Source organism: Bacillus sp. FSL M7-1020 (genome assembly GCF_038050415.1).
In the GTDB taxonomy this organism is placed as follows: domain Bacteria; phylum Bacillota; class Bacilli; order Bacillales; family Bacillaceae_G; genus Bacillus_A; species Bacillus_A toyonensis.
In genome coordinates this window covers 185,519-206,377 of the sequence record NZ_JBBOTW010000002.1, presented here as the reverse complement: position 1 = coordinate 206,377, position 20,859 = coordinate 185,519, and the positions used below count along the sequence as shown (strand labels likewise).

The window sequence follows — 20,859 nt, the reverse complement described above, 5'->3', positions numbered from 1 at the left end:
TATTAATACATACTTTATAAATGTAATTATGGTGTATAATCCCAACTTAGGTTAATGTGTGAAAAAGAATTAGAAAAGATTTTTGTATTTCCTATTAAAGTAAAAATAAAGGTGAGACAATAGCATTAAATAAAAGTTGAGGTGATTTCCGGATGAAAATATATTTTCATCCGGAAAGAGATAAAATAGATAATATCCCTGTATTCACAAATCATTACCAGTATCAGGCAATTAATTATTTTTTTACGTGTTATAGAAGCACTTGATCCTCAATTTGTGGAAGATTTAAATAAGATTGTATCAATCTATACGACAGCAGAGCGATTACATAAAGCATTAGAGGATTCTAACGGTAGTTTTGTAGATATGAGTGATTTGGCAGTGCTTGAAAAAGCAAATAATCAATGTAATTCTCATCTTCTATAATTAAGAGATGCAATTATTGAATGGTCTCAAAAATATAATTTAGTGGATAATTCATTAAATAAGAAAACGTTTTTAGAAATTGGACTTTGGGCTATACCAAGCAAACGAAATCATCTTGCAGAAGTAGAGAAAAAAAGAAATTCTATAGCCAAATGGGTAGAGAGCTACCACAGTATATTATTAATTAATCTATAACTGACTCAATTTATGTAGAGGACGAAGAAGAATTAGACGAAAATAAAATTAAAGACAAAGTTTTCACTGGAGATGAATTTCCTTTTGTTTTTACTCCAAACTCTGAAAATATGAATCAATATAACATTACAGGACTTCCCATTGAAGCACATAGCTATGAGAACATTTATACCAACTATAAATTTGATTTATTTGAGGCCTTTAATGGAAGAAAAGAAAATATACAAGGGTATACATTTGGGTATGCATGGGATCCTAGAGATCCAACATGGAATGAATTTAAGAAAAAATTAGATATTGCTTTTAAACAATATAAAGATTTACATAAGAATTGTACAGAAAATCATATGAAAAAATTAGGATATGTAGAAGGGAAGGAAAAAAGAAATAAAGAACATTTTGAATGGCTTGTACGTTTTCAAATTCAGGGATGGACGATAAAAGAAATTGCTGATTATTATAGTGAAGAAGAAAAAGTACTGGGTGAAGATACAATAAAAAAAGCACTACATTGCACATCAAATATTATTTGGATTACATTAAGGTAATCTGTGAAGTTATATCTTTAATTTTAATATTTCTCCCTATTAATAAAAAGGAACACATATCAGCTATATAGTATGTGTTCCTTTTTACTGTATATTTAAGGAACAATTATATTCCTATTATTTTTCTCTACATAGCACTGAATATGGAGTGTTTCATTGAGAGTATAGACTCTTTTTAAAAATTCCATATTAACGTCAAATACACATCCTTTATTATAAGAAAGGCTTAATTTAATTGTATTTTCATAAACTAACATAATCATTATAATTTAAATCCTAAGTGATCTATTTTACGATACAGATATACACCTGCACCTTCAATTAAAAAGTCTTCTGGTTCACTCTCAAATATCTCTAATAACTCATACTTATCATATTATATGTTCAATTTTCAACCTACTTTCTGCAATTAATGGCACTAATTTTTATAGTGTCATGTCCGATTTTTTTATAGCATTTGAATATGTATGGTGTTCTAAGTTTTAAACATAAAATAAAAAGGATCAAGAAAATGATCCTTTAAAATTTGGTTTGTAATGAAAAACACATATCAGACAGGATACATCCATGCCGTAATTTTTAAACAAACGTTTGATTCGTCATTATTTGCACAAAAACAGAAGGATTCGCTATAAATAGAGAATCCTTCTAATTTGAATGCATCTTTAATTATTAGATTGTGTCTAGGAATCCGCCGTCCTCTTTTGGTGTTTCAATATCTTTGCACCAGAACCATTAAATCCGTATCCATTGAGCATTCCTTCCTCTTGAAACTAGCTTTATATGACCAAGGGACTGGAAAGAGGCTAATGCCTTACTAATTGTACTTTCGGCTATGTCTGGGTAAACACCACGAATATCTTCTTTAGTAAAAGGCTTTTTTTGTTTTAATATATAATTTTTGATTCGCTCAATTTTAGTATACCTGCATATAGAACCTTGAACGATTAGATGTAAATCTCGATATGCATCTAATATGATTGTTAAGAACATTTTCAACCAAAAGCTGATATTATGCCCGCTACAATACCAATTAACTGAAGATTTAAAGATTGATTCATAGTATTTTGATTCATGCTTCGTTATATATTTATCTAAGCATATATATTTTATAAATGTATGTTCATTTTTCATTAATAATAATTGCATCAATATGAATGCGAGTCTTCGATTTCCCTGATTAAAAGGGAGAATACAATAGAAATTCAACATAAATCGAGCTATTAGTATCAGTGCAGGGAACTCTTTATTCGCCTCTAATATATTATATTGCTCACATAATTGTTACACAGATTTTGGGATAAGCTTCCGTGAAAGAGGTCGATAGCTACTAGAATGCATCCCATATTCTGGAACTCCTGGGACAATAAATTCTTTTTCACGCCACATTGCACTATCAGAAGTAATATAATGGATTAATTGAAAATGTAATTCTTGTATGGTTTCTGGGTTAGTGGGGAGATCATAGAACTTCTTTTGTACAAGAGATAGTGTTTGATAATAACAAAATATGGCATCTTCTTCTGTTGTTTTGGGTAACATGCCGTTCAAAATAAGTTCTTTTAACCTTTTATTTGGAACTTTTATACCCAGAAAAACACTATTAAAGTTTTTTATGTAATTCAGGGGGATATTTTTCTCCAATTTATTGAATATATCAGGATTTCTCTCTTGATAAGCGGATATTTTCCCTTTGTATTCACTAATTTCACTTATTAATTTTACCAGTTCTCTTTGTAACTCTGCATCTAAGTATTTATCTTCAAAAAAATCTCTCATTTAATACCTCCATTGCTCCTTAAGTGTTACTATATAAATTAATCTATTCTTAAAAAGATTTTACAATAAGTTTGTACGATATTACTACTAAATAATTGATTATTAATTTACTTCCGAATTTATGTTTCCATTCAAGCTTGAGGTGATAAATTATCCTATATAATGCCTCACCATACATGACCATCATCATAAACCCTTCAGCGCATAAATCTAAAGCGCTTTCTCGAATAGATACATCAGGAACAATTCTGATTGTCCCCCCCTTCCATAAGTAAACATGTGGTGTTGCAAAACTAAAATAAATATGCAATGTGGTTCTGTTGCAAAGTTTTTTGAGCTAAGCTAAACTGTAAGAAAATTGAGAAGAGGCAAATGGTACATGAGATGCTATAAAGGAAAACAATTTAGAAAGGATATTATTTTGGTGGCCGTTGGGTTCATGAATATGGTGATTTTATTTATCAAATTTGGAAGAAGAAAAATAAATCCGCACATTCCGTATGGCATGTAGATGAGACCTACATAAAACTCAAAGGAGAGTGGTGTTATCTTTATCGTGCGATTGATCGAACAGTGGATATCCAACTCCGTAAAACAAGGGATTATCAAGCCGCCTATATGTTTATGAAAAGGTTAGTAAAACATTTTGGAGAACCAACGGTTCTCACAACAGACAAGCAAACGTTATGCAATGAATAAAGCTCGTGTGAGACGTTATATTTTAGGAATAGGAATTTTTCTATACGGTTCGTGTATATCATTTATAGTTTACTTACTTCCACTAATAATAAATCTTGTTGCAGTAGTCTTTTTCATGATAATCACATTGATTAGTCTTTTTATCCTTTTACCGCTTCTATTCAATGGAAGAAGTCGCTTAAAAGTGGGATGAAATACGAGATGAATAAGTTCAAACGTAAGGACCTTAAATTTTCCATTGACGGTATAGGTATTATTTTGGGACTAGAAAGAGACAAAATCACAATCATTAAACAGTAAAAAATAACCGATTCCTTAATGTACAGGGAATCGGTTATTTTGTGTCCAAATTGTGTCTGAACGTACAATTTTCCCGAAATGATATGGTGACCCATGCCCATCAACTTAAGAATTTTCACTACCCCTAAGTACAAAAAAAATATATTTCTTTCTAATGCCTATTCAAAAAAACGAATCATATTTCAAAATAGATTCGTTTTTTTATCGTACAATATAAGTTTGCAAAGTATTTTTAATCGAACTTTTTTATAAAGATTCACAAATACTCCATACAAAAATTTTAGCTACATGGTTCTTCCAGTTTTTTTAGCTTATTCTCCACTCTAATAATCATACTGATTATTAGTAATAGCATAGATCCCATAATTAAAAGTATTGCAGTGGAAGGGTTATTTAAAAATAGGCTGATAATACTTCCTAGTATAATAATTATAAATCCATTTTGTGTCATGATTTCAGCGCTATACCTATTTCCAGCTTCCCAAAGTTTCATGTTTTTCATAGACCTAGTTGTTCGATAGCCATATATTGCATTAATATCTGTTGGTGGTCTTTTTTTCAATAGTAATGAAGTTGATATAAAGATAATCCCAATTAACAGACTTACTCCTATATTCACAAGACTGTATATCATTTTAATCACCTCCATAAAATGTTATTATAAACCAATTATACCATTTTAATGGTGTTTTGTGACGGCATTTTAACACTTATAAAATCACTATTTGTGGCTTTAAAATAAAGATACGATGTTTGTTACTTTGCTTCTTTCAATTAAAGAATTCCAAGGGATTTTTAATCCAACTTTTTTATAAAAGGGGGAAAGTTCATCCCAAAAGTGAGGAATCCATTTTGATTAATCTTTTTTTAGTTCCATGCCCATAAACTTAAAAAATTTTAATACTCTTAAGTACCAAAAAACGTTATTCTTTCTAAACAAGCTAGATTAGAAAGGATGACGTTTTCTTATGAATCTCTCGATTCAAGATGAGCTACAAGCATTTGCGAAAGAATTACAGCGATATGTTAAACCTGTATTTTTAGAAGAACTTGCAAGAGAAATCGGATTTATAAAGCGACAACGTAAGTTTTCTGGCTCAGATTTAGCTAATATTTGTATTTGGATTAGTCAACGGGTGGCAAGTGATCCCTTAGTCCGATTATGTAGTAGGCTTCATGCAGCTACAGGTACTTTACTCAGCCCTGAGGGCTTAAATAAACGTTTAAATGTGAAAGCAGTTTTGTTTTTAAAACATATTTTTTCTTTACTATTACAACAAAAGGTATGTGAACAAACGCAAATTTCTAACCGTCTCTTTTCTTATTTCCAACGAATCCGTATCCTAGATGCCACCGTATTTCAAGTGCCAAATGCTTTAAAGAATGTATATCCAGGCTCTGGAGGATGTGCCCAAGCAGCTGGAATTAAAATTCAATTAGAATATGACCTGCACAGTGGAGAATTTCTTAACTTTCAAGTTGGACTAGGAAAAAATAATGACAAAACATTTGGCACGGAGTGCTTAAATACTTTACGACCAGGAGATTTATGTATTCGTGATTTGGGTTATTTTTCATTAGAAGACTTAGATCAAATGGATCAACGAGGTACATACTATATTTCTCGTTTAAAATTAAATACGAATGTATATGTGAAAAATCCAGCTCCAGAATACTTTAAGAATGGTGCCATTAAGAAACAATCGGAATACATACAAATCGATGTGAAACAGATTTTGAAACAACTACAGCCTGGAGAAATATTTGAATTAAAACATGCTTATATCGGTGATAAACAGCAACTATTTGCACGTGTTATTTTTAATCGATTAACAGAAAAGCAACTTCAAAAACGACGAGCAAAGATTGCGAAAAAAGAAAAGTCTAAAAATAGAACATACTCAGAGAAAAGTAAATTGGTAGCTGGGTTAAACGTGTACGTGACGAATACACCTTGGGAATGGGTTCCGATGGAACAGGTACATGAATTATATACTTTACGTTGGCAAATAGAGATTATCTTTAAAACGTGGAAATCACTCTTCAAAATAGACCATCATCGTCATGTAAAACAGGAACGGTTGGAGTGCCAATTATATGGAAAGCTAATCGCTATTTTCCTATGTTCCTCTACAATGTTTAAAATGCGCCAACTTCTTTTACAAAAGAAGAAAAAGGAGTTAAGTGAATATAAAGCGATTGGTATGATTCAAGATCATTTATCTCTTTTGTATCAAGCCATACAGAAAGGCACCCAGGAAATAGCAAAGATTTTAATCCGACTGTTCGATCTTCTACAGAAGAATGGACGAAAATCTCACAGATACGAGAAGAAGACTGTCTTTGATATCATGGGTGTTGTCTATGAATATAATGGATTGAGAAAACAAAAGAAGGTTGCATAATTAAAAAAGTGAAACCCGTTAGGGGTTATTTAGTATGCGTATTTTTAAGAATATACTTCTATTTTAAGAATGTTTTAAACCAGCTGAACGAAATTTCAGTTTGTTTACACTCTTAAGTTGATGGGCATGATATGGTGACCCCATGCCCATCAACTTAAGAAAAATAAACGCCCTAAAACGAAAAAAATGAGCTGACTTCTCAAAGTAACTACTTGTAGAGAAAGAAAATTTTCGTTTTTGGGATACTCTAAAATATTTGCCTGATAGTGTTGGGTTGCTACCCTATATGGAGTTATAGCAATCAGTTAAATGCTGAATGGACGTTTGAATATAAGCAAGCTTATGTAGTTTGGAACAGCAGACGATCTGGTTTAGTTTTTGCGTGGAATAATTCTGGAGGTGTATTCCTATCCAGCGAAATTTTTATAAAATCTTTATTTTAACTTTCATTTTATTTAATAAATAGTATCTAGAATGAGTTGTATACCCCCTATGGATTTTTTAATACGTAATCGGCGTATAAGAATACCTGTTTTTCCAAATAAAATTTCATGATGGTTAATATTCTGAAAAAGGATGTGTTCATTTTGTAAAAAAATTAGCACTCACAATGACTGTTGGTATTCTGGGAACAAATTTGGGAGAAGTAATGGCAGAGGTTGCACATGCAAACTCTCCTCAAAGTCAGGAGAAAAAAATAATTGATAAAGAAGTGATAGGTAAACCAGCAAAGGGAATAGGAAAAGGATTATTAAGGGAGATAAGAGAACTCTCTGTTACACAGGCCATCAATTAGTATTATTTACAAGATACAACAAGAGGAGCAAAGATTATAACCATGGATGGCCAAAGGCGGGATGCTGATAATATCACCTGACTGAACTCGAACTGCCACACAGATACTATCCATCACTTTAAGAAATTTGGCTGCTCTTAAGTGTATAAATAAGGAGGATACATATGAAAATCAAGAAAAATTTTTTACCAGTTGTCTTAGCACTCAGTACAATGGTTACTGGAAGTACAGCATTTTTAACTTCAACAGTTCATGCGGATACAGAGTCGGTCGTACAAAAAAATATCCAAAAGCCCTTAGATTTTAATAGTTTGGCCAATAAACCTCTTGCAGATGCATGGGGAGAAAAATTCTATCATCAGTGGATTCCAAACGTTAGTAGTACAGAGATAGAAGAGTTCAAGTCATATATGGAGACAGGCTATCATCATTTAAATACGTATCTTCTGGAAAATAAGGGGCAATTAACAGGAAAAGATATAAAAATGGAACAAAAAATCAAGCATTTAGATCGAGCATTTAGTTCTTCCAGTGTACCTGATGACATAGTGGTATATCGTAGGAGCAAGGAAAGCTCGTTTGGCTTAACGGAAGGCACGCTCATAAAAGATAATAAAATAAATGAACAAGAATTTTCTGAATTTAAAAACAAATTATTGTGGGAATATAAAACTGATTACACGTATATGAGCACATCTATTCTTAAAGATCCTTCAGAAAGCTTTAATGGGAGACCAATTTTAATTCGTCTAACGGTACCTAAAGGAAGCCATGGCGCATATATTGCTCCGTTAAGCGCTTATCCATGGGAAATGGAGATGTTGCTGCCGAGAAATACGACCTATAAAGTGAATGATATTTCATATGTTAAAAATGGTAATAGCAATTATGTACTAGTTGATGCTACTATCTAAAAATAGTGGAAAACCTGTAGGGATTAATGCTGATTATCATTCTAAATATTAGAATGATGGTGTTCGTAATTTTGGAGTTTGCAATAACGAGACTTTGAGACAAACAAATTGGACTGGTACCTCTTCTGAAAAATGGTATTTATGAGACAAAGGAAATAACATTGTTTAGAATGTATACTTTTTCGGAGATTTATTCGATATACGAAGAAATGTTATAAACACAGTGATTGAAATAAAATGAAAGTAAACTTTTGGCTAAAAGTTTACTTTTGTTTTTAAAAACATTTACAACTAAATTTGTAATAGCCTATATTTAGGCAGATTATGCTACTGCTAAGATGGTTAGAAATGCACAAAAAATGCAACTGTTATAGTCAGTTGCATACAATTTAGGTGTTTCATAGTTTCTTCTTATTATGAAACAGCCTCACATTTTAAGCTGTTTCGATTTACTATGATATATTCACCTGTTGATTTATTCATTACTTGAGACACTTCCTTGGTATGTGTTACCTCAAACCAATCATTTTGTATATCCACCAATAAATTTATTTCGACATCATTTTCTTTATATTTTAAACCACTATAAGATATTTTCGTCATTGTCATCGTGTTCATCCCTTTCTTAATGGTTAATATGTGTCAAATAGGATTTTTTCAATCTCTTTTTTTATTACTTATTTCTATTATACTATACATTATTAAAATTTATAAAAGAGCAACGATCTTTACGAAAACAACCTTAAACAGTTCTAAATACTCTATGTTATTGAATATAGACAAAAATAAGATTATATCAACGTACATTATGGGGTAGCACGACATGATTATCAAACTAAGAAATTCATTGTTCGCCAAAACTAAAAAAAATGACCTGAATTTTCATAAATAATGGTTGTAGTGATATGGAACCTTTGTTTTAGGAATACCTCAAAGTATTAGCTTGATAAGCATAATCCTTAGCTTCTTTTATAAACCATACAACTATTATTGATTTAACAGCAGTTCGGACAGCAAGCGAACCTATTAGAAATGGAAAAGAGACTCGGTGATCGTATAAATCTAAGAAACGAATTAATAGAAGAGGATATTAAAGAAATAAATTAATAAGAGAAGATATGAAAGAGCGGAAAGAACGGAAAGAACGTGAAGAAAGGATAGAAAAGAGGTTATAACTAAGAGATGATAATCTTATAAAGATGGTCAGAGAGATTCAAGATGCAAAGCATACTATTGTATTAGCCCAGGAAGAAATAGCGGCAACCAAGTTGAAGAAGAAGTCTTGGTGGATGAATTGGAAATGAGTATCATTTTTTAATTCATACAAGTAAAAGAGATCTTATAGGTTCTCTTTTTTTAGGGTATTTTACTGTTTTCGCTCAAATGGATTGTCTTATACATCTAAGTTGTTTCTACATAAATATCTGTAATCTCATCTATTACTGTATCTAAAAAAAATTTGCAACAGAACCAATAAACTGTTATAAGAAGTATTTAAAGTAATAACAAATAGGTATAATAATTCCCACTATAGAAAATACAATACTTCCTAAATTAAATGCAGAAAGTTTTGTACGATGGACTTGAATTTCACCTAAATCTACCCCTCCACTAAAGTGCTTATCCATAACTTTAGCGACGTTTTGTTGTTGATTAACAAAATAAGGTATTAACCATATGCAGCAGAACAAAATAATACTACCAAAAAAGAGTGTGTCAATAATTGAAGCTCTCCAATTTAATGAAGTAACGACTATGAGAACAAATTCTCCTACCATAACAATTATCATGGTTATTACATATTTGGTTTTTTTAGAAACATTTTTAAATACAGTATCGTCCAGAATTTTTTCTATTTTAGTCCATATCACACTGATTAACACGATTAGGCTAATTAAGAAAATACTCAATAAAGCTTTAATTAAAAAATGCTCAAACATTACCAGCACCACCTAATAATTTTAAAATTAGAATGTAATTTTTATTTAACTACTCCAAAAGATTAAATTCAATAATCTATTAACTAGCTTATCTACAAATTTATTGATTTAAAGCTACAACACTATATGTATTAGTTATATAGGATAAGATCTCCCAAAATTCCTTTTCTAATATATATATCTTCTACGCATTGTTGGACTTCAATTAGGACTTTTCTATCTTTATTTCGTCCGAAAAATCGAATAGTTACCATGAAATACCAAAATGAACCCTTAGCAAATAACAGTATAATATACCGTTAGAAAAAATGGAATATTTAAATATTTTTCATTAATAATAATGTGAATTATTGGAATCCTTATAATTATTGTATGGATTAAAGATAACTCATCTGTAGTGATCTTTATTCATTTTTTCTAGAGTTTATATTATATTAACTTAGAAAAATTTGTAACATAACCATATATAAGATCAAATATGATACAAGCAATATCACAAGTTTTTTATTTTTTTTACAGTAACCATTTGTCAGCCAATCCTACCTTTAATTTAGAATATTCTGTTATTATTTTATCAATTTACGATTGCAGGTTGAACTATTATGTAATCTAAAGAATTATGGTAATATTTAGGTAAATAGGAGTAGTTGAGGAGGACGTAGTGATATGAGCACAAATATTTTAATGCATGAAGCAGTTATGCAACAACTTAATGATTTTTATCAAATGATGTTGTCGCAGCAAATTATAAAAGCAACTGAATTAAAGAAAGAAATAGATGAAAAAATTGAACAGATTAAACATGCAGAAGAAAAAGAAAATCAAAATTTATTATTATATTATTCTTTACTAGACCTAAAATATAGAATGCTAACTGATCGAGTGAGTATTCGAAAAGATAGTTTTGAAGCTATTGATACAATTGATGAATCGACAGATACACTCACAGCTTATTACTATCATTCTTTTAAAGCAGAACATGCTTTAATGTTTAGTAACTATAATGAAGCCAGAAGGCAATATGAAGAAGCTGAGAGCCTATTAGAACATATTTCTGACGAATTAGAGCATGCAGAGTTTTATCAAAAATATGCGGTGTTAAATCATCATATGTCTAGTATGCTAATATCTATTGAATACGCAAATAAAGCGAAAGAAATCTTTGAAAGGCATGCTGGATATGAGGTGAAAGTTGCTTCTTGCGAAAACACACTAGGAACAGCTTGTATATTCTTAAAGCAATTTGAAAAAGCGGAAGAACATTTGAATCGTTCCATTGACCTTTTGCAAAAACATAATGTAGAAAAATTGATTTTAGTAGTAAGGCATAATTTAGGATTATTATATGCAACTCAAAACTTATCTACATTAGCGATTCGTCATTTATCAGAAGTGACAGAGAAGAATCCTGCCCATTTTAAAGCATTGTTCTTAAAAGCACGTGAACACTATAAGCTAAGAGAAACAAATATTGCAAAAGAACTTATTGAAAAAGGATTAGCAGTTTGTATAGAATTAGGAAATGAAGAGTATGTATATCATTTCAATATTTTACGTTCTCTTAATGAAGATGAAGCAATTGAACTCTTAGAAGAAGAAGTGGAAAAAAGTATTTCTTACTTCGAAAAGCAGGATTTATGGGATTTCGTAGAAGAATATGCAGAAGTATTAGCGGTTCGATTCCGCAAATTGAATGAGCATGAAAAAGTTAGTGATTATTTCGATGTATGTTACGAAGCGAAACAAAAATTACTAAGCAAAGGGGTGTTAAAATAATGAAGAAGCTTGTATTAGCGGCGTTAGGATTAGTGATAGCATTATCATTTAGTAACAATACAGGTGATACACAACATGCTCTAAAAAAGGAAGAAATTATACAATACTCACATGCTGATCATTTTTAATAGCTAATTAAGAAAGGGACTCCAATTATGGAGTCCCTTTCTTAATGGGGTAATGCTTTGGTTTATCTAATTATAGCAATATTTGTAAAAATTGTAAAGGGGTTCCAAATGTATAGTGGGGTTCATTTGGCTTTTTCATTTAATAAAAATTTATGTTTATACTTAATTTAATAATTTCACATACCTTTATTTTTTCTTTAATAATTTCATCTACGCTATATTTCATGAGCTCTTCAATCTGTGTATCTAGATTTTATTCTTGTGCACTTACAAGAAAGTATCCATAGCACATTTTTAGCCCTCTTTATATATTATTTTTGATAAGTGTTATTGAGAGTATAAGGTGAAAACTGCTTTAGCTGGTGAGGAAAAAGCGGGTTATCCAATATTAGATGTACAAGAGGGGAAAGAATTCTGGGAAACGTCAAAAGAAAAAAGGAGTCGAATAACGACTTCTTTTTAAATGGGATAGATTTATTATCGGAAATATTACCTACTGAAATACTTTTTCAATTGTAGGCATAACAGCGATTGGTGGTAGAGATTTAGTCCATGCAGCTGCATATATGTTTAACTTTTCACCTAAAGTGTAATCTTCTCCATTGGAAACAGGAACTCTTAGAATCTTATTCTGGGAAACTAGTTCCCACCAATCAGTTTGATAAGCAAGTGCTTCATTTTTTGTAGAAGTAGCTGCAACTACTAAATAATTCTTGTCTACCGAGATAACATATCCAGTAAAAGGTTCTTGCTCTTGATTTTGAATAGAGTGAACAGGTGTAGCGCTTCCAGAAGAATTATTTGAATCTGCAAAGGCCGGTGTTAATCCGAAAGTAAATCCACATCCTAATGTTAAAGCTGTTACGGTTGTTACTAATTTTTGATTGTTTGTAAACATGATAGATCCCCCTTATATTTTATCCCTACACTATTCACTTTCTAGTTGTATACATATAAAGCCTTTTAATATTAAGATATTTAACATTTATGTCACATGTATTCCATAAATGTTAATATTATCTATTAATAGGGATGAATTTATGTTATAATTCACTAGGTGAACTATTATTGTTCCTTTCATCTCTTGATGAATGTATACCCTTCCTTAATTTTAAATATGTTCAATTTTATTGGTGAAGAGGAGAGAGATCCCTCTTCTTTTTTCTGTTTATAACATAAAATTTTATATTATGTTATAAACAGAAAAAGAACCCTATGGGGTTCTTTTTCTAGGCATATTAACAGTAAGGAGAGTAATGAAGTGCTAATTTCAAATCTTTATTAGGTGAAAGATTTGAAAAAGCTTATGTTATTATTTTTACACATATGTAATATATAGTAAATTGATAATGTTTTGACTTACTATTACTAATATTCAATTAAGATAGTTAACACTATTTACATGTTGTTAACTATCATGTTTGGCATGGAATACTTAAAAAATGTAACAAAAGTCTTTCTTTGAAGAATTTATTGTTGGTTATAAGCAACTTAAAAATAAAACTAATCAATAAAGACCCTGTAGAAAATACAGGGGTAATGGATAACATAGCTTCTTATCAACTCAGTAGCATATATTTTTTAAGGGCTTTACTAAGTTTTTTGAAAGATTTAAGAACAAGAAGAAAGTTTTTAATGTTAGAATTCTGGAAACATTAGGGTAGAAATTTAATGTTTTCGGAAAAAAAGAATTGACTTCTATATTAGTTGTAACTAGAATGGTTACATAAAGGTGTAATCAATCTAGTTACAACTAATAACTGCTTAAAATAAAAATATGATTTATATATTTAATTAAGAATGGTGATACACACGTTGCCACCCGGTGTAGAAAGTTACTAATGCATTCAAATTAATGCATAATCCTAACTTTAGTAATTTCTAATACTGGGCAATAATGTGCAACGTTATCTTTTGTTAAAAACCTTGGTTAATCTTTCTTTGGAAATATTAGTTTTTGGGGAATATAGTAAGGTATCTCAAAAAGAACAAGGTATAAAAAGATGTACTTATATAAACCAAAAAGTTAGCTGAGCTGGATAATAAAAATAAAGGTAGGAGATTTAAATGGAGACGAAACAAGATAACCTTATTTACGTATGGGACGCATATTGTGGATGGTGCTATGGCTTTTCAGAAAGTATTAAAGGATTTTACAAAAACCACACTGAAGTACCATTAACAGTTTTATGTGGAGGGTTATTTTTAGATAATTTACCAATGAAAAACTTCTCATATATAGAAGAGGGAAATAAAAGAATTAATCAACTTACAGGTGCAGAATTTGGTCCTTTATATCAAAAATTGGTGGAAGAAGGTACTTTTAAAATGAATTCGAAAGATGCTGCAATTGGTTTTTCGGCATTACGCTCATTAGCGCCAGACCGTTTGTTAGAATTCACTTCGGCTATGCAAAAAGCGTTTTATTATGAGGGGAAAAGTCTAAGTGATCCTGAAACATATCGTAAGATTGCAATTGATCATGGTTTGAATCCTGAACAAGTGCTAGAGCGTTTAAACGCTCAAGAAACAATAATAGATGTCCAAAATGATTTCAATAAAGTTCGACAACTTGGTGTTAATAGTTATCCTTCATTACTTTTACAAAAGGACAATCAAATTATTCCTATTGGTGGTGGGGTGATGACACCAGATAAAATCGAAGCGCGTTTTAAAAGTTTATATTAAAAAATTTTAAGCTAAAGTATATAGCATTTAACGTTTTAAAAAAGAGTTGAAGTAAATGGGCTTAAACCTTTTTATAACAGTTGGTTTCAATTTGGTTTTTAAAGAGTCCAATTTTAATTTTATTATAGGCCATAGTAGCAACCATGTTATCTTACACCAACTGATATTCATCCCTGTCCTATTTGATGGTGCTATCACACTTTCAGGTGAATGGAAGAGGGAACTTCTGGCGGAACAAGATAAGAATATGTTAACCATTTAATAACTTTAACAAGGGAGAATAACATTCTATGTTTAAGACAATCGATACAAATCAAAAAGATGTGAAATTGACGGTTTTTAGTTCAGACGAAAAAAGCTTTATGGTTACTGCAACCTTAGTTGAGAAAGCGGGACATACATTTTTAATAAACTCAAAATTTACTCAGTCTGATTCGAAAGAAATTGTAGAGTATTTGAAAAAAAACGACTTATCTTTAGATAAAATTTTTATTATTCATGGAGATCCTGATTATTACTTTGGATTAGAAAGTATTAAAGCTGCTTACCCAGAAGCTATAGCGTATGCTACAGAGTCTACTGTTGAACATATTGTTCATTCTGTCTTAGGTAAATTAAAAGTTTGGAAAGACGCCCTAGGAGAAAACGCACCAAGTAACGTAGTATTACCTCAAGTGTTTAAAGAAAAAGTTATTGATTTTCAAGGGTTAACATTTGAACTAGTAGGTTTAGATCATTACAGAACTAGCTTATTTAATAAAGAGCTAAAAGTATTAATTGGTGGTATTGATGTATTTAACGAAATACATGTATTTTTAGCGGATACTAGCTCAAAAGCGGCAATGGAGGCATGGATTGAAAACTTGAAAGTATTACAAGCATTACATGCTGACATAATTGTACCTAGTCATGGATCAATTGAAAAATCTTTAAATAATCAGGCACTTACTGCAACTATGGATTACCTAAGAACTGCGGTTCAAGCTTCTGAGGAAAGTAAAACTTCAAAAGATTTTGTAGCGAAACTTGAAGCAGCATATCCAGGTTATGCAAATAAAGGTGTATTAGAATTAAGTGCAAAAGTTGTAACAAAAGAAATGCCTTGGGGCTAATGCCATGAATAAATATCAAAAACTATTACATGAAACGTATGTGTTAACTGGCGAAGGTAAATTGGACGCGTTCAAAACGTATTTAAGTGAAAATGTATCTTGGACAGAAGCTGCTGGGTTTCCATATGCAGGTACTTATATAGGTCCAGATGAAGTAGTGAAAAATGTACATGAACGCCTTGGCACGGAATGGGATAATTATAGCGCTAAAGATGAAATTTATGCATTTAATAACAATACTGTTATCGTTTATGGGAAATATAGTGGAACATATACAGCTACAGGGAAATCGTTCATAGCAGATTTTTGTCATCTTTATGAATTTGATGAGAACGATAAGGTTAAGAAGTTTATTCAAATTGTGGACAGTGCAACTGTTAATGAGGTATTAAGTTAGAGTTAATCGTTTCTAATATGCCGTGTATAGGGGGAGTGTTAGGATAAATGAAATTTCCTAACATTACCCCTGGCATTACATTTTGGGGAAGGGTTTTACTTCTCAATCGTGTTATGGAATATAATTTATATGATTAGAAGAGGTAGGTATATATGAAATTAGAGAAAAATTTAATAGTAATAATTATTTCTGTGTTTATTTTAGGAATTGTGTCGACTTTGATATTTCAAGCTTCCACCGGTAATAACAAAGGTAACTCAATAAAGAGCGAGAATGTTGCTTCTGTATCAAAAGAAGTGAAAGAAAATGAAAAGAATAAAAAGATGGTAGTTGATTTCTATAATGAAGTTTTTAATAAACATAATATCGATATTATTCCTAAATATGTAAGTGAAGATTATAAACAACATAATCCTTTTGTTGCTGATGGACGAAAAGCCTTCATGGATTTCTTTAAGGAGGATTTTGTTAAAAATCCTAATTCCTCTGCAGAGATCAAACGTGTAGTAGCTGAAGGAGATACAGTTGCTCTTCATGTACATTCTCGTACTAATTCTCAAGATAAGGGAGTTGCTATAGTGGATATATTTCGTATCAAGGATGGAAAGATTGTGGAACACTGGGATGTAATTCAAGAGATTCCAAGTGAAGCGGCTAATGATAATACGATGTTTTAAGTAGAAGATATATTTAATTGTTAGAGATGTATAGAATCTAGATATTATAAAATGAAGGGGATGTCCTAGGTATACTACTAAGACATCTCTTTTTGTTTTACCAAGATTCAATTTATTATAATTTGTAAGATGCTTACTTCATATGTCTTCTGATAACTTACCCCTGAAACTGCACCATGTTAATATTAGATTATCGTATTAATTTGTAAGAAAGGTATTTTGTATTGAGCAAGAAAAAGCATTCAAGTATAGATTTTGAAGAAGTACTAAGTATGATTGAACGTTTAAGAGGCGAAAGCGGACAGTATATGTCTCTATAATCAGAGGTACAAACCCTTGACACAAAACGTGTTGAGGGTTTTTTATGTTGTGGGAAAAACATTTTTATTTGAAAGAAGAGTAATTCACCCACAAAACACCAAAAAAAATCAAAATTTCCTGAAACTAACCAAGATAAATTCCTGCTATAAAAAAGAAGGGGAGAAAGCCCCCCTTACTTTAAAATTTATTAAAAAACAACTTAATTCATTGATGAAATATTATTGAATTGGTGCACAACTCCAAATGTATTTTCCAACTACTTTTATTTCTGGACAATTTTCTATATCTGTACAATCAAACATTAATGGATGTATACTAGGATTAAAAGAATCTGGTTCTAGGATAATTCTATTATTGGTTTTGTAAATTCTTTTTAAAGTGGCGTCATATCCGTTGATGAGTACAGCGGCTATGTCGCCATTATTTATATTTGTTGTCCTCTCAAGTACAGCTATATGTCCATCATGTACAATTCTATTCATACTGTCTCCGTTTATACGAAGTGCTAATAGTTTTTCAAATCCGTATTTATCTAAAATGATATCAGGTACCTGTATATCACCAATTACATTTTCTATTGCTTCAATTGGTTTACCAGCTGCGATTGTACCATAAATGGGAATATCCCGTTTGGTAATTATGTGATCTTCAGGACAATAGGATTCATTTTCATCAATAAAGTAGGTTGCAGGGACATTTAACATCTTAGCGATTTGTGATATTTTTGACATTTTAGGGCTTCTTTCACCATTTCTCCACCGTAAAACAGTAGTTCTACTAACAGATAATAATTCAGCTAATTGTTCGTCTGTCATATTATTTTTCTTCATCAATTGAGATAATTTTAAACCGAATGATTTCATGACTTTTTGTCACCTCCGTCTTGATTGATTATATAATTGGTGTGACAAAAATGCAACTTTCTTCGTTATTTGGTAAAAAAATACTTGACTGTTTTGTCACGTAGTACTATATTTGAATTTGAAAAGAGGTGACAAAAATGCACAAGGTGATATTTTTAGAAAGAAAATTAAAGAGAAAAACTATTGAAGAAGTTGCTGATTTTCTTAATGTTTCTCCACGTACATATTGGGCAAAAGAACATAATAAAAGTGAATTTACTCTGAAAGAGGCACATATGCTATCGTGCTATTTAGAGAAATCTATAGAAGAGTTGTTCCCTGATCTTTTTTTTAAATAATTTGTGACAAAAATGCACGTATTTATATCTGGATTATAGGATGTTTTTGGGGTTATTTTAAATAAAATATCTAACAATCCTACTATTAAAGGTACTTTATATATAGGTTTTAAATTAGAAAAGAAGGAAAGAGATTCAAAAAATGAAACGCTAAAGTGTATTTGGTATATAAAAATTGAGGTGAAATATAGAATGCTAAATATTCAAGTAGGTGAAAGAGCGATCAGAAGATTATATTTAGAAAAATTAGAAGAAAAGCTTAAAGAAGTGGATGCAGAATTTGTATTTTAGGATACAAGCCAATTAAAAAAAAGAACGTACATGTCGTGAAATACTATTCAAAAAGAATTCTTTTTTTAATCTGTGTTTTTAAAAATTTAAAGTGGGCGGGAAATGGTGTTTTCTGGCTAAAGAAACGAAGGCATTTTTATTAAATTGGCTAATAGAGAATGAGGTGTAAGAAAAGAAAGACTATCGTCTTAAAAAATAAATCTTATAGTAAAGTCTATTGTAGGGAGGAGGATTAAACATGGTTTTTAAAGTGACAAAAAAACCAGGATATGTCAGCAAGAGTACTAATGAAAATGAAGAATTTAGTAATACTAGTTGTTTTGAATCGGAAAAACTTTCGAATAAACAGTTAAAAATGATTTATGCCAAAATGCATATATTAGCATTGAAATATGATGGAGTAATATCAAAAGAAGAAATCAAAAATAAATTAAAAGAAAAACTTAAAATTCAATCACTGAGTGATCTTACAAGGAAGCAAGCTAATCAGGCTATACAAATATTAATAGGTTGGGAAATTTAAAAGTTTTGGAGAATCAAACCTTTAATATATGAGAAGTTTAATATATCAATTTTAAGAAAAGAGTTATGGAGGAAGATAAAATGAGTAGTTTGCTAATACAGGATGAGCCACTATTAGTATTACCTCGATTAGCAAGTAAGATTGGGTTGAACGAGGCAATTTTTCTTCAACAAATACATTATTGGCTCAAGCGTTCGAAACATTATTATGATGATCGTTATTGGGTCTATAATAGCATTACAAATTGGCATAAACAATTCCCGTTTTGGAATGAAAGAACGTTGAAACGTATTGTTAAAAATCTTGAAGAGTTTAACTTATTGATAAGTGGTAACTATAACAAATTAAAGTTTGATAAAACAAAATGGTATTCAATAAATTATAACAGACTAGTTGAATTAGAAATAGATAACGATTGTGACAAATTGTCTCAACGAAAAGAACATATTGTCATGATGGAAAATGATAATATGTCTCAACCAATACCAGAGACTACACAAAAGATTAACTCAGAGAATACCACTCAAAAAGATATAGTAGAGATAATTAATTATCTCAACAGTGTATGTAATACAAGTTATCGTATTTCAACTAAAAAGACGCAAATGTTAATTAAATCTAGGCTACAAGAGGGATTTAATATAAATGAATTTAAAGAAGTTATTGAGACGAAGGCGAAAGAATGGCTTTATACAGAACAGGCAAAATATTTAAGACCAGAAACCTTATTTGGAACTAAATTTGAGGGATATTTACAACAGAAAAAGATGGTGAAATCAAATGGCTTTAACAAAGGTAACAGATATAGTACAAAGTCTTTCGAAGAGAATGAACTTCCTTTCTGATACATGTCTGATATGTAAGCAGGAGAGAAAGCGAATGGTAAGATTGATGGAAATTCAGGGTGAAACGATTTGTCCAGTATGTCGTTTAGAAGAAGAAAATAGAAGGTTAGAAAAAGAAATGAATGTTTTTCGTTATGAAAAAGAGGAAAGAAAACGTAAAAGTATATTTTACGATCATAGTCTTATTAAAGATGAAACTATTAAATTAGCTAGATTTTCGACATTTATATCAGAGTGTGAAGAGGATGAAAACAATTTAATTTTAGCTAAAAAGGCTCTTACGGACTATTTAAATGATATTCGATTTAATTTGATTCTCGTGGGTAAAGTTGGAGCTGGAAAAAGTCATATTGCATACTCTATAGCGCATGAAATGAATGAACAAAGTTCGAATAAAGTTATGTATGTTACAAGTTCAGAACTCTTTGATTACATACGTTCGACATTTAATACGCAATCATGTGAAACAGAGCATAGCATAACAAATATGCTAATTTCTATGGATTTATTAGTCATTGATGATCTAGGAGCAGAGCTAGGGGATATGGATATTAATGATTTAAAAGCAACAGCATTTGTAAATCGTGTGTTATTTAAACTATTTGATGGACGACAAGGGAAAAAAACCATTATCACAACGAATTTAACAGGTGAGGCAATTATAAAAGCGTACGATGAAAGAGTTACATCTCGGATGTTTAATACATATCGACACGTAGAATTTAAAAAAACAAGAGATAAGCGTAAGAGAAAATTACCTTTTTAAGAAAAGAATATATATGGTGTAGGAAGTATATATTCAGATAAAAGCATATTGTTCAAGAAATTTGCACTGTATGAATTGGTTCTTTTAATTAGCGAGTAAGTGACGTGATTAGGAAGTTAAGAAAGAATATGA

19 protein-coding genes and 6 pseudogenes are annotated in these 20,859 nt (G+C 30.6%); 16 read left to right on the top strand and 9 right to left on the bottom strand.

Annotated features, from left to right (window positions below; all coding sequences use genetic code 11):
* Positions 1-731: 731 nt before the first annotated feature.
* Positions 732-1,169, top strand: coding sequence for a hypothetical protein (locus MHB70_RS27640; RefSeq protein ID WP_230306530.1), 438 nt, complete (start codon positions 732-734; stop codon positions 1,167-1,169).
* 95 nt (positions 1,170-1,264) lie between these two features.
* Here the strand turns inward: MHB70_RS27640 and MHB70_RS27635 are convergent.
* Both MHB70_RS27635 and MHB70_RS27630 read right to left on the bottom strand, forming a co-directional pair.
* Positions 1,265-1,521, bottom strand: a pseudogene (locus MHB70_RS27635) (hypothetical protein).
* Between the two features lie 383 nt (positions 1,522-1,904).
* Positions 1,905-2,948 (bottom strand): annotated as a pseudogene (locus MHB70_RS27630) (Fic family protein).
* A 379-nt stretch (positions 2,949-3,327) separates the two neighbouring features.
* On the opposite strand from MHB70_RS27630, the pseudogene MHB70_RS27625 reads away from it, so the two are divergent.
* Positions 3,328-3,626 (top strand): annotated as a pseudogene (locus tag MHB70_RS27625) (DDE-type integrase/transposase/recombinase); the annotation flags it as partial.
* A gap of 601 nt (positions 3,627-4,227) precedes the next feature.
* On the opposite strand, the gene MHB70_RS27620 reads toward MHB70_RS27625, so the two are convergent.
* Positions 4,228-4,581: an SdpI family protein gene (locus MHB70_RS27620; RefSeq protein WP_061530306.1), complete on the bottom strand. Its 354-nt coding sequence runs from the start codon at positions 4,579-4,581 to the stop codon at positions 4,228-4,230.
* Between the two features lie 334 nt (positions 4,582-4,915).
* Here MHB70_RS27620 and MHB70_RS27615 point away from each other — a divergent pair, with 334 nt between their 5' ends.
* From MHB70_RS27615 to MHB70_RS27605, 3 genes are all read left to right on the top strand, one after another.
* Positions 4,916-6,352 (top strand): IS4 family transposase, encoded by a 1,437-nt coding sequence (locus MHB70_RS27615; protein WP_061530307.1) that lies wholly within the window; start codon positions 4,916-4,918, stop codon positions 6,350-6,352.
* Positions 6,353-7,001: 649 nt separating this feature from the next.
* Positions 7,002-7,148 carry a hypothetical protein gene (locus tag MHB70_RS27610; RefSeq protein ID WP_154698711.1) on the top strand — a complete coding sequence of 49 codons (147 nt, stop codon included), beginning with the start codon at positions 7,002-7,004 and terminating at the stop codon, positions 7,146-7,148.
* 164 nt (positions 7,149-7,312) lie between these two features.
* Complete coding sequence (locus MHB70_RS27605; RefSeq protein ID WP_061530309.1) at positions 7,313-8,062, top strand: ADP-ribosyltransferase; 750 nt, start codon at positions 7,313-7,315, stop codon at positions 8,060-8,062.
* 414 nt (positions 8,063-8,476) lie between these two features.
* Here the strand turns inward: MHB70_RS27605 and MHB70_RS27600 are convergent, their stop codons facing one another.
* The gene (locus MHB70_RS27600; RefSeq protein ID WP_061530452.1) at positions 8,477-8,665 is read right to left on the bottom strand and encodes a hypothetical protein; all 189 of its coding nucleotides are present in this window, start codon (positions 8,663-8,665) and stop codon (positions 8,477-8,479) included.
* A 408-nt stretch (positions 8,666-9,073) separates the two neighbouring features.
* Here MHB70_RS27600 and MHB70_RS27595 point away from each other — a divergent pair.
* Positions 9,074-9,366 (top strand): annotated as a pseudogene (locus tag MHB70_RS27595) (DUF3967 domain-containing protein); the annotation flags it as partial.
* Between the two features lie 177 nt (positions 9,367-9,543).
* Here the strand turns inward: MHB70_RS27595 and MHB70_RS27590 are convergent.
* Together MHB70_RS27590 and MHB70_RS31215 are read right to left on the bottom strand one after the other, a co-directional pair.
* Positions 9,544-10,002 carry a hypothetical protein gene (locus tag MHB70_RS27590; protein ID WP_061530310.1) on the bottom strand — a complete coding sequence of 153 codons (459 nt, stop codon included), beginning with the start codon at positions 10,000-10,002 and terminating at the stop codon, positions 9,544-9,546.
* 100 nt (positions 10,003-10,102) lie between these two features.
* A pseudogene (locus tag MHB70_RS31215) lies at positions 10,103-10,241 on the bottom strand (BtrH N-terminal domain-containing protein); the annotation flags it as partial.
* Between the two features lie 427 nt (positions 10,242-10,668).
* Between MHB70_RS31215 and MHB70_RS27585 the strand changes: the two are divergent.
* Both MHB70_RS27585 and MHB70_RS27580 read left to right on the top strand, forming a co-directional pair.
* A complete protein-coding gene (locus MHB70_RS27585; protein ID WP_061530311.1) occupies positions 10,669-11,778 on the top strand; it encodes a response regulator aspartate phosphatase in 1,110 nt (369 codons plus the stop codon).
* On the top strand, positions 11,778-11,906 hold the full coding sequence (locus tag MHB70_RS27580; protein ID WP_000737532.1) for a hypothetical protein: 129 nt from the start codon (positions 11,778-11,780) through the stop codon (positions 11,904-11,906). The genes MHB70_RS27585 and MHB70_RS27580 overlap by 1 nt, the downstream gene beginning before the upstream one ends.
* Before the next feature lie 187 nt (positions 11,907-12,093).
* Here MHB70_RS27580 and MHB70_RS27575 read toward each other — a convergent pair.
* Together MHB70_RS27575 and MHB70_RS27570 are read right to left on the bottom strand one after the other, a co-directional pair.
* Positions 12,094-12,198: pseudogene (locus MHB70_RS27575) on the bottom strand (recombinase family protein); the annotation flags it as partial.
* A gap of 201 nt (positions 12,199-12,399) precedes the next feature.
* On the bottom strand, positions 12,400-12,804 hold the full coding sequence (locus MHB70_RS27570) for a DUF3221 domain-containing protein (RefSeq protein WP_061530312.1): 405 nt from the start codon (positions 12,802-12,804) through the stop codon (positions 12,400-12,402).
* A gap of 1,169 nt (positions 12,805-13,973) precedes the next feature.
* Here MHB70_RS27570 and MHB70_RS27565 point away from each other — a divergent pair.
* From MHB70_RS27565 to MHB70_RS27550, 4 genes are all read left to right on the top strand, one after another.
* On the top strand, positions 13,974-14,594 hold the full coding sequence (locus MHB70_RS27565) for a DsbA family protein (RefSeq protein ID WP_061530313.1): 621 nt from the start codon (positions 13,974-13,976) through the stop codon (positions 14,592-14,594).
* Positions 14,595-14,884: 290 nt separating this feature from the next.
* Entirely contained in the window at positions 14,885-15,706 is an 822-nt protein-coding gene (locus MHB70_RS27560) for an MBL fold metallo-hydrolase (protein ID WP_061530315.1), read from the top strand.
* A 4-nt stretch (positions 15,707-15,710) separates the two neighbouring features.
* Positions 15,711-16,103 (top strand): nuclear transport factor 2 family protein, encoded by a 393-nt coding sequence (locus MHB70_RS27555; RefSeq protein ID WP_061530316.1) that lies wholly within the window; start codon positions 15,711-15,713, stop codon positions 16,101-16,103.
* 152 nt (positions 16,104-16,255) lie between these two features.
* Positions 16,256-16,780 (top strand): nuclear transport factor 2 family protein, encoded by a 525-nt coding sequence (locus MHB70_RS27550; protein WP_048566947.1) that lies wholly within the window; start codon positions 16,256-16,258, stop codon positions 16,778-16,780.
* 539 nt (positions 16,781-17,319) lie between these two features.
* Here MHB70_RS27550 and MHB70_RS27545 read toward each other — a convergent pair.
* Positions 17,320-17,964, bottom strand: coding sequence for a LexA family protein (locus MHB70_RS27545; RefSeq protein ID WP_000834515.1), 645 nt, complete (start codon positions 17,962-17,964; stop codon positions 17,320-17,322).
* A 137-nt stretch (positions 17,965-18,101) separates the two neighbouring features.
* Here MHB70_RS27545 and MHB70_RS27540 point away from each other — a divergent pair, with 137 nt between their 5' ends.
* From MHB70_RS27540 to MHB70_RS27525, 4 genes are all read left to right on the top strand, one after another.
* Positions 18,102-18,302 carry a helix-turn-helix transcriptional regulator gene (locus MHB70_RS27540; RefSeq protein ID WP_061530318.1) on the top strand — a complete coding sequence of 67 codons (201 nt, stop codon included), beginning with the start codon at positions 18,102-18,104 and terminating at the stop codon, positions 18,300-18,302.
* Between the two features lie 529 nt (positions 18,303-18,831).
* Positions 18,832-19,116, top strand: a complete 285-nt coding sequence (locus MHB70_RS27535; protein WP_061530319.1) for a hypothetical protein — start codon at positions 18,832-18,834, stop codon at positions 19,114-19,116.
* A gap of 80 nt (positions 19,117-19,196) precedes the next feature.
* Positions 19,197-19,961, top strand: a complete 765-nt coding sequence (locus tag MHB70_RS27530; protein WP_061530320.1) for a conserved phage C-terminal domain-containing protein — start codon at positions 19,197-19,199, stop codon at positions 19,959-19,961.
* Complete coding sequence (locus MHB70_RS27525; protein WP_176548852.1) at positions 19,945-20,727, top strand: ATP-binding protein; 783 nt, start codon at positions 19,945-19,947, stop codon at positions 20,725-20,727. Before MHB70_RS27530 ends, MHB70_RS27525 begins: the two co-directional genes overlap by 17 nt.
* Positions 20,728-20,859 lie beyond the last annotated feature (132 nt).